General features: G+C 62.7%; 6 protein-coding genes and 1 pseudogene. All 7 read right to left on the bottom strand.

The genetic code is table 11. The annotated features are described in order from the left end of the window. Positions 1–258 (bottom strand): annotated as a pseudogene (locus EN943_RS34000) (ABC transporter substrate-binding protein); the annotation flags it as partial. Positions 259–325: 67 nt separating this feature from the next. Beyond that, the gene (locus tag EN943_RS33995; protein WP_127416257.1) at positions 326–1240 is read right to left on the bottom strand and encodes a sugar phosphate isomerase/epimerase; all 915 of its coding nucleotides are present in this window, start codon (positions 1238–1240) and stop codon (positions 326–328) included. A 55-nt stretch (positions 1241–1295) separates the two neighbouring features. After that, positions 1296–2381, bottom strand: coding sequence for a Gfo/Idh/MocA family oxidoreductase (locus EN943_RS33990; RefSeq protein ID WP_127416256.1), 1086 nt, complete (start codon positions 2379–2381; stop codon positions 1296–1298). A 35-nt stretch (positions 2382–2416) separates the two neighbouring features. After that, entirely contained in the window at positions 2417–3478 is a 1062-nt protein-coding gene (locus EN943_RS33985) for an ABC transporter ATP-binding protein (protein ID WP_127416255.1), read from the bottom strand. Position 3479: 1 nt separating this feature from the next. Then, a complete protein-coding gene (locus tag EN943_RS33980; protein ID WP_127416254.1) occupies positions 3480–4571 on the bottom strand; it encodes an ABC transporter ATP-binding protein in 1092 nt (363 codons plus the stop codon). After that, positions 4568–5527 (bottom strand): sugar ABC transporter permease, encoded by a 960-nt coding sequence (locus EN943_RS33975; RefSeq protein ID WP_127416253.1) that lies wholly within the window; start codon positions 5525–5527, stop codon positions 4568–4570. The genes EN943_RS33980 and EN943_RS33975 overlap by 4 nt, the downstream gene beginning before the upstream one ends. Further along, positions 5524–5983, bottom strand: a 460-nt coding sequence (locus tag EN943_RS33970) for a carbohydrate ABC transporter permease (protein ID WP_164755529.1), incomplete at its 5' end; no start/stop codon positions are given. The genes EN943_RS33975 and EN943_RS33970, both read right to left, overlap by 4 nt.

The following is a 5983-nucleotide window of genomic DNA, read 5'->3' as shown; positions in this document are numbered from 1 at the left end:
GGCCGCAAGCGCGGAATTGAAGGCCTCCTTCTGCGCCGCCATGTCGCCGCCGCTGAAGGAAATCTTGCAGGTCACCTTGAGCTGGTCACAGGCCTTGGTGGCGCCGGCATTCCAGTCGAGCCAGAACGCATCCGATGGGCCGCCATGCGACAGCAGGTAGAAGGTCTTCTGGCCATCCTGCGCCAATGCCTGCGAGGCGAATGCGATGCCCGCGAACACAGTCGCGGCCGCTGCCAGTTTCAATCCGAACTTCAACACTGTAATTCCTCCCTTGTTGTTGCTTCCAAGCCGGATGCACCGCCGGCAAAGGGCGGCGCACAGCCGGTCAGAGACCGTTGGCGCGGAACTTGTCGTCGAGAAATTTCTTGGCCCTCGGCACGTCGTCTTCCGAAAGGTGTTCGATGATCACCGGGATGTTCGGGTTCTTCTGCGACAGGCGCTGCAGATAGAGGTCGTAGTTCAGCGAGCCGGTGCCCGGCGCGTTGAGGACCATCTCGCCAACGCCGCGGAAGGTGTGCGAGGCCAGCGCGTCGTCATCGCCGATGTCCGCATGCTTCTCGCTCTTGTCGTCGCCGGCCCGTGCGACATCCTTGGCATGCGCGATTTTGACCTTGTCGGCCAGCGTGTCGAACACCTGGTTCAGCACCTTGTCCATCTGGTCGATGTTGTGGCTTTCGAAGTAGTTGGTCGGATCCATCAGCAGGCCGAGGCCCGGATGGTCGACCTGCGCGAACATCCTCACCGTTTCCTCGACCGAGCCGACGACATTGTTGACGTAGGTTTCGAGCAGGAACATTGAGCCGTGGTCATAGGCTTCCTGCGCCAGTTCGGAGATCACCTTACGGCACATCTCAAAACCCTCTTCGGACTTGTTCTTGGGATCGCTCATCCACTCGCTCTCGGTGTTGTAGGTTCCGGTCTCCGAGATCACGTAAGGACTGCCGAGCTGGCGGGCGTTGCGGATGATTTCCTTCAGCCGATCGACATTCGCCTTGCGGTGCGCGAGGTCGGGATGAATGACATTGGTGTAGCCCGAGATGCAGCAGATCGGCAGGTCGTGGGCACGGAACGTGTCGCGAACCTTCTTGGCCTTATCCTTGGTGATCTGGCCGGCCGACAGATCGATATCCTTGAAATGAAGGTCGAGCTGCACGGTGTTGAAACCGTGGCCGCGAATTTTCTTCGCTGTCCCTTCGAGGCCGTACGGGAAATAGCCCGTGAAAATACCTGCCTGCATCATGGTGTGAATTCCTCCCTGTAAGCGATTCAGTTGTCTGGTGTTTCAGTTGCGGTGATCAGGTAGCGATTTCGGAAAGCTTGACCGTGCGGCCCTCGTCGATCGAGCGGTAGCCCGCCTCAACCAGCGCCATGGTCTTGACGTTGTCGGCGACCGACAACGCCGGCGGCGTGCCGGTCTTCACCGCGTGCTGGAGCTGTTCCATCACGCCGATAAAGGCATGCGGGAACCACATCGTGTCCCAGCTCGGGCTGACCCATTCGCCGCCGGTCGTCTCGGTCGAAGCGTAGGTCAGCGTCGAGGCAGCGCCGGTCGGCCAGCCGATGGTGCCCTTGGCGACACCCTTGGTGCCATCGACGCGCCAGTTGATGTGCTGGTCGTCCTTGTAGCCATCCCGGCGCGGACCGGACCAGACATCCTCCAGCGACACGGCAAGCACACCGGACGGGAAGCGCAGCGTCGACACCGTGATGCCGTCCGAGTGGTCGAATTTCGTGCGCGGATCCTTGCGTGTCAGCGTGGTGATCTCTGAGGGGTCACCGAACAGGAAGCGCAGCACATCGAGATGATGCACGCTCATATTGGCGAGCGTCAGTCGGTCATAATCCTCGAGGAAGCGCTGCCAATGCGGGATGGCGTGCATGTCGATCTGCGCGAAGACGATGTCGCCCAGCGCGCCGCTGTCGATGATCTGCTTCAAGACGCGCATCGACTGGTCGTAGCGCATGTTCTGATTGACCGAGAGGATCTTGCCGGCCTTGGCCGCCTCGTCACGCAGCTTGACCGCTTCCTCGACCGACAAGGCCAACGGCTTCTGCGCCAGGATTGCCTTGATGTGCTTCTGCTTCAGCGCGTGACGGATCAGCGCCGGCTGCAGGTCGGGCGGGAAAGCAAGATCGATGATCTCGACATTCTCGTCCTCGATCAGTTTTTCCGGCGTGTCGTGGACCGTGGGGATGCTCCAGCGCGTCGCCACCTTCTCGGCGCTGGCCCTGGTGCGCGAGGCGATTGCCACCACCGGGAATCCAGCTTCCTTGTAGGCGGCCAGATGGCACTCGGCCATGATCATGCCGGCGCCGACGCAGCCGATCTTGTATTCCTTCGTGCGGACCTTCACGTCCGGCTCGAAGCCCTTGCTTGCCATCTCTTCCTCCCGAAACTCATTCCTTGCGGCGGCCGTCATCGTGCCAACGCTCCGCCGCTCTGTTCGAAATAATGCACTCTGGCCGGCTCACAGGATATCGCCACCATGGCATCCGGCCGGATGTCGGGCTGGCCGCGCAGCAATGCCTTCAGCCGCGCCTGCCCGGCAGCGAGCGTCACCACGGTATAGCCGCCAAGCGGCTCGACCTCGAACACTCGCGCCGGGCGGCCCGAGCCCCCGTCCGCCCACGGCTTGACCTTGATGTCTTCCGGCCGCAGCCCGATCTCGATGGCATCCGCCGGCGCCGTCTTGTCCTTGATATGGATCGTGCCTTCGGCAGCCTCGACACCGTCCTCGCCGCGCACCGATCCCAATATGTTCATCATCGGCGAGCCAAGCAGCCTTGCCACATAGGTGCTGGCCGGGCGGTCGTAAATCTCTGCCGGCGTACCGATCTGCCTGATCTTGCCGTCCTCCAGGATGGCGATGCGGTCGGCGACCGACATCGCCTCTTCCTGATCATGCGTGACGTAGATCAGCGTCTTGCCGAGTTCGCGCTGGATGCGCTTCAGCTCGACGCGCGTTTCTTCGCGCAGCCTGGCGTCGAGCGCCGAGATCGGATCATCCATCAGATAGGCATTGGGATCGCGCACCAGAGCCCGCGCGATCGCCACACGCTGCCGCTCCCCGCCCGAAAGCTGTCCCGGCGGCTTGTGCAGGATGTGGCCGATATGCAGCTTCGCCGCGACGTCCGTGACCCGCCGCTTGATCTCGGCCTCGGCGACCCGGCGTTCGACCAGGGGAAAGCGGACATTTTCGAGCGCGCTCATATGCGGAAACAGCGCCAGGTTCTGGAACACCATCGCCACGTTGCGCTCGGCCGGCGACATCGCGTTGACCGGCCTGCCTCCGATCAGGACTTCACCGGTGTCAGGTGTCTCCAGCCCGAGCACCAGGCGCAGGATGGTCGACTTGCCTGACAGCGGCGGTCCGAAGAAGCAGAAGAACTCATTGTCGTTGACGGTGAACGAGGCGTCGTCGACGGCGAGTGTATTGCCGTAGCGTTTGGTCACATTACGGAAGACGATATCGGCCATCTCAACCTGCCTTCATCGCAAGGCCGGTAGCGGCGTCGAAGACGCGCACCGACGACGTAGTGGGAGCGATGACAGCGGTGTCGCCGATAGCCAGTCCGACATCATTGTCGAACACCGTTTTCACAGCCGCCTCGCCCTGGCCGAGATGAACGATGGTGCGCGCACCGATCCGTTCGACAAAGGTCACCGGCATTGCGAGGCCCTGCCCATTCTGCACCAACGTCGCCTGTTCCGGCCGGAATCCGTAAAGCACCTCGCCGCGCGCACCGCGCATGGCCGCCGCGAGTTCGCCCGGCAGCGGCGGCGTAACGCCCAACGGTCCGAGATCGACGACCAGCCCACGATCGCTCTCCGCCGGCCTGCCCTTGAGCAGGTTCATGCCCGGCGCCCCGATAAAGCGGGCGACGAAGACATTGGCCGGATCGTTGTAGACCTCGAGCGGCGTGCCGACCTGCTGCAGCACGCCATGGTCCATCACCGCGATGCGGTCGGCCATGGTCATCGCCTCGAGCTGGTCGTGGGTGACATAGACCATGGTCTGGCGGAACTGCCGCTGCAGCTGCTTCAGTTCGGTGCGCATGACGGCCCGGAAAGCGGCGTCGACATTGGAGAGCGGCTCGTCGAGCAGGAAGATCGCCGGCTCCATGATCGCCGAGCGGCCGATCGCCACCCGCTGCAAGATGTTGACCGACAGCCTGTCGGCCTTGCGGTCGAGCAGCGGCGTCAGTTGCAGCATTTCGGCGATGGCGCCGACGCGGCGGTCGGCCTCGGCTTTGGCAGCGCCTCGCATTTTCGGTCCATAGGCAAGGTTCTGGCGCACCGTCATATGCGTGAAGATGGCGTAGTTCTGGAAGACGAAGCCGACGCCGCGCCGGCCCATCGGCACGCCGGCCATGTCGCGCTCGCCAAACAGGATCTTGCCGCCGGTCGGCTCTTCCATGCCGGCGATCATGTTCATCGTCGTCGACTTGCCGCAGCCCGACGGGCCGAGCAGCGCCATGAACTCGCCATCGGCAATTGCCAGATCCATGGTCTTCAGCGCGGTGAAGTCGCCGAATTTCTTGACCAGGTTTTGCAGGTGAATGGCGCTCATGTCGGTACCTCGCGTGCCCGCGCCATGCGCTTCATGGCAAACACCGCGACGATCGACAGCACGACCAAAATGGCCAGCGCGATCGCCGCCACATAGCCCCAGATCAGGTCCTGCGTGGTGAGCTTGTAGATGTAGACCGAGATGGTTTCGGTGGCGACGCCGGGACCGCCGCCGGTCATGATGTAGAGCGTGTCGAAGATCTTGAAGTTCTCGATCACCCTGATCGCCAGCGCGATGATGATGATCGTCTTCATCTTCGGCAGCACGATGGTGACGAAGCGCTGCCACGGATTGGCGCCGAGCAGCGTCGCCGCCTTGATCTGGTCCTCCGGCACGCCGACCAGGCCGGCAAGCAGGATGAGGAACATCAGCGGCGTCCACTGCCAGATGTCGGCGACCATCACCGCGATCAGCGCCAGCGTCGGATCCGACAACCAGGCGATGGTGACGGGAGATCCGGTGAGCGACGACAAGATGTCGTTCACCGGGCCGCCCGACTGGAACAGCATGAAGAACATGTAGCCGGCCACCGCAGGCACCACCATCATCGGCATCAGCAGGATCGAATAGAAGACGCGCTTGCCCGGGAAATCGTCGGCAAACAGCGCCGCCAGCGCCAGCCCAAGCAGGAACTCCGCCGGCACGCAGACGATCATGACGATGGCCGTACGCTTCAGCGCACTCCAGAAGCGCGCGTCGGCGGCGAGATCGGTGTAGTTGGCAAAGCTGTTCCACATCGACCAGGCGTTCCACCAGCCGGTGCCCGACAGGGGCGACCAGTCGGTGACGCTGATGTAGAGCTGCATCAACAGCGGGAAGGCCGAGATGAACAGCACGAGGATCTGCGCAGGCAATGTCAGCCGGAAACCCAGCCTTGAGCCCTCATCGCGCGAAACCGGCTTTGCTCCGACGGCTTTCATCTCATCCTTGGAAGTCATGACAGTCACCGCGCTCATTGTTTGAGCGCCCCGAACGTCAACCCGCGCACCAGATGGCGTTGGATGGCGATACCCATGATGACCGGCGGCACGGCCGCGATCAGCCCAAGCGCCGCCTTGGCGCCATAGAGCTGTCCGGTCATCGAGGAGGACAGAGAGGCCATGTAGACCGGGATGGTCACCCATTCGCGCGTCGTCAGAAGCAGCGCGATCAGATAGTCCGACCAGTTGAGGATGAAGACGAAGAGCGCGGCACTGGCCAGCGGCGCGCGCATCATCGGCAGCGTGATGCGGGTGAAGACGCGCAGCCGCGAACAGCCTTCGACAAGCGCTGCCTCCTCGATCTCGCGCGGCATGTCGTCGAAGAAGGTCTTCATCAGCCAGAAGGCGAACGGCAAGGTGACGATGCCGTAGATCAGCGCCAGGCCCCACCAGCTGTCGGTGAAGTTGAGGAAAGCCCACATGATCATCACC

Origin of the sequence: Mesorhizobium sp. M7A.F.Ca.US.006.01.1.1 (genome assembly GCF_003997935.1) — a bacterium.
Lineage (GTDB): Bacteria > Pseudomonadota > Alphaproteobacteria > Rhizobiales > Rhizobiaceae > Mesorhizobium.
Note: the sequence above shows the minus strand (reverse complement) of the source record. Positions and strands in the feature narration are given on the sequence as shown.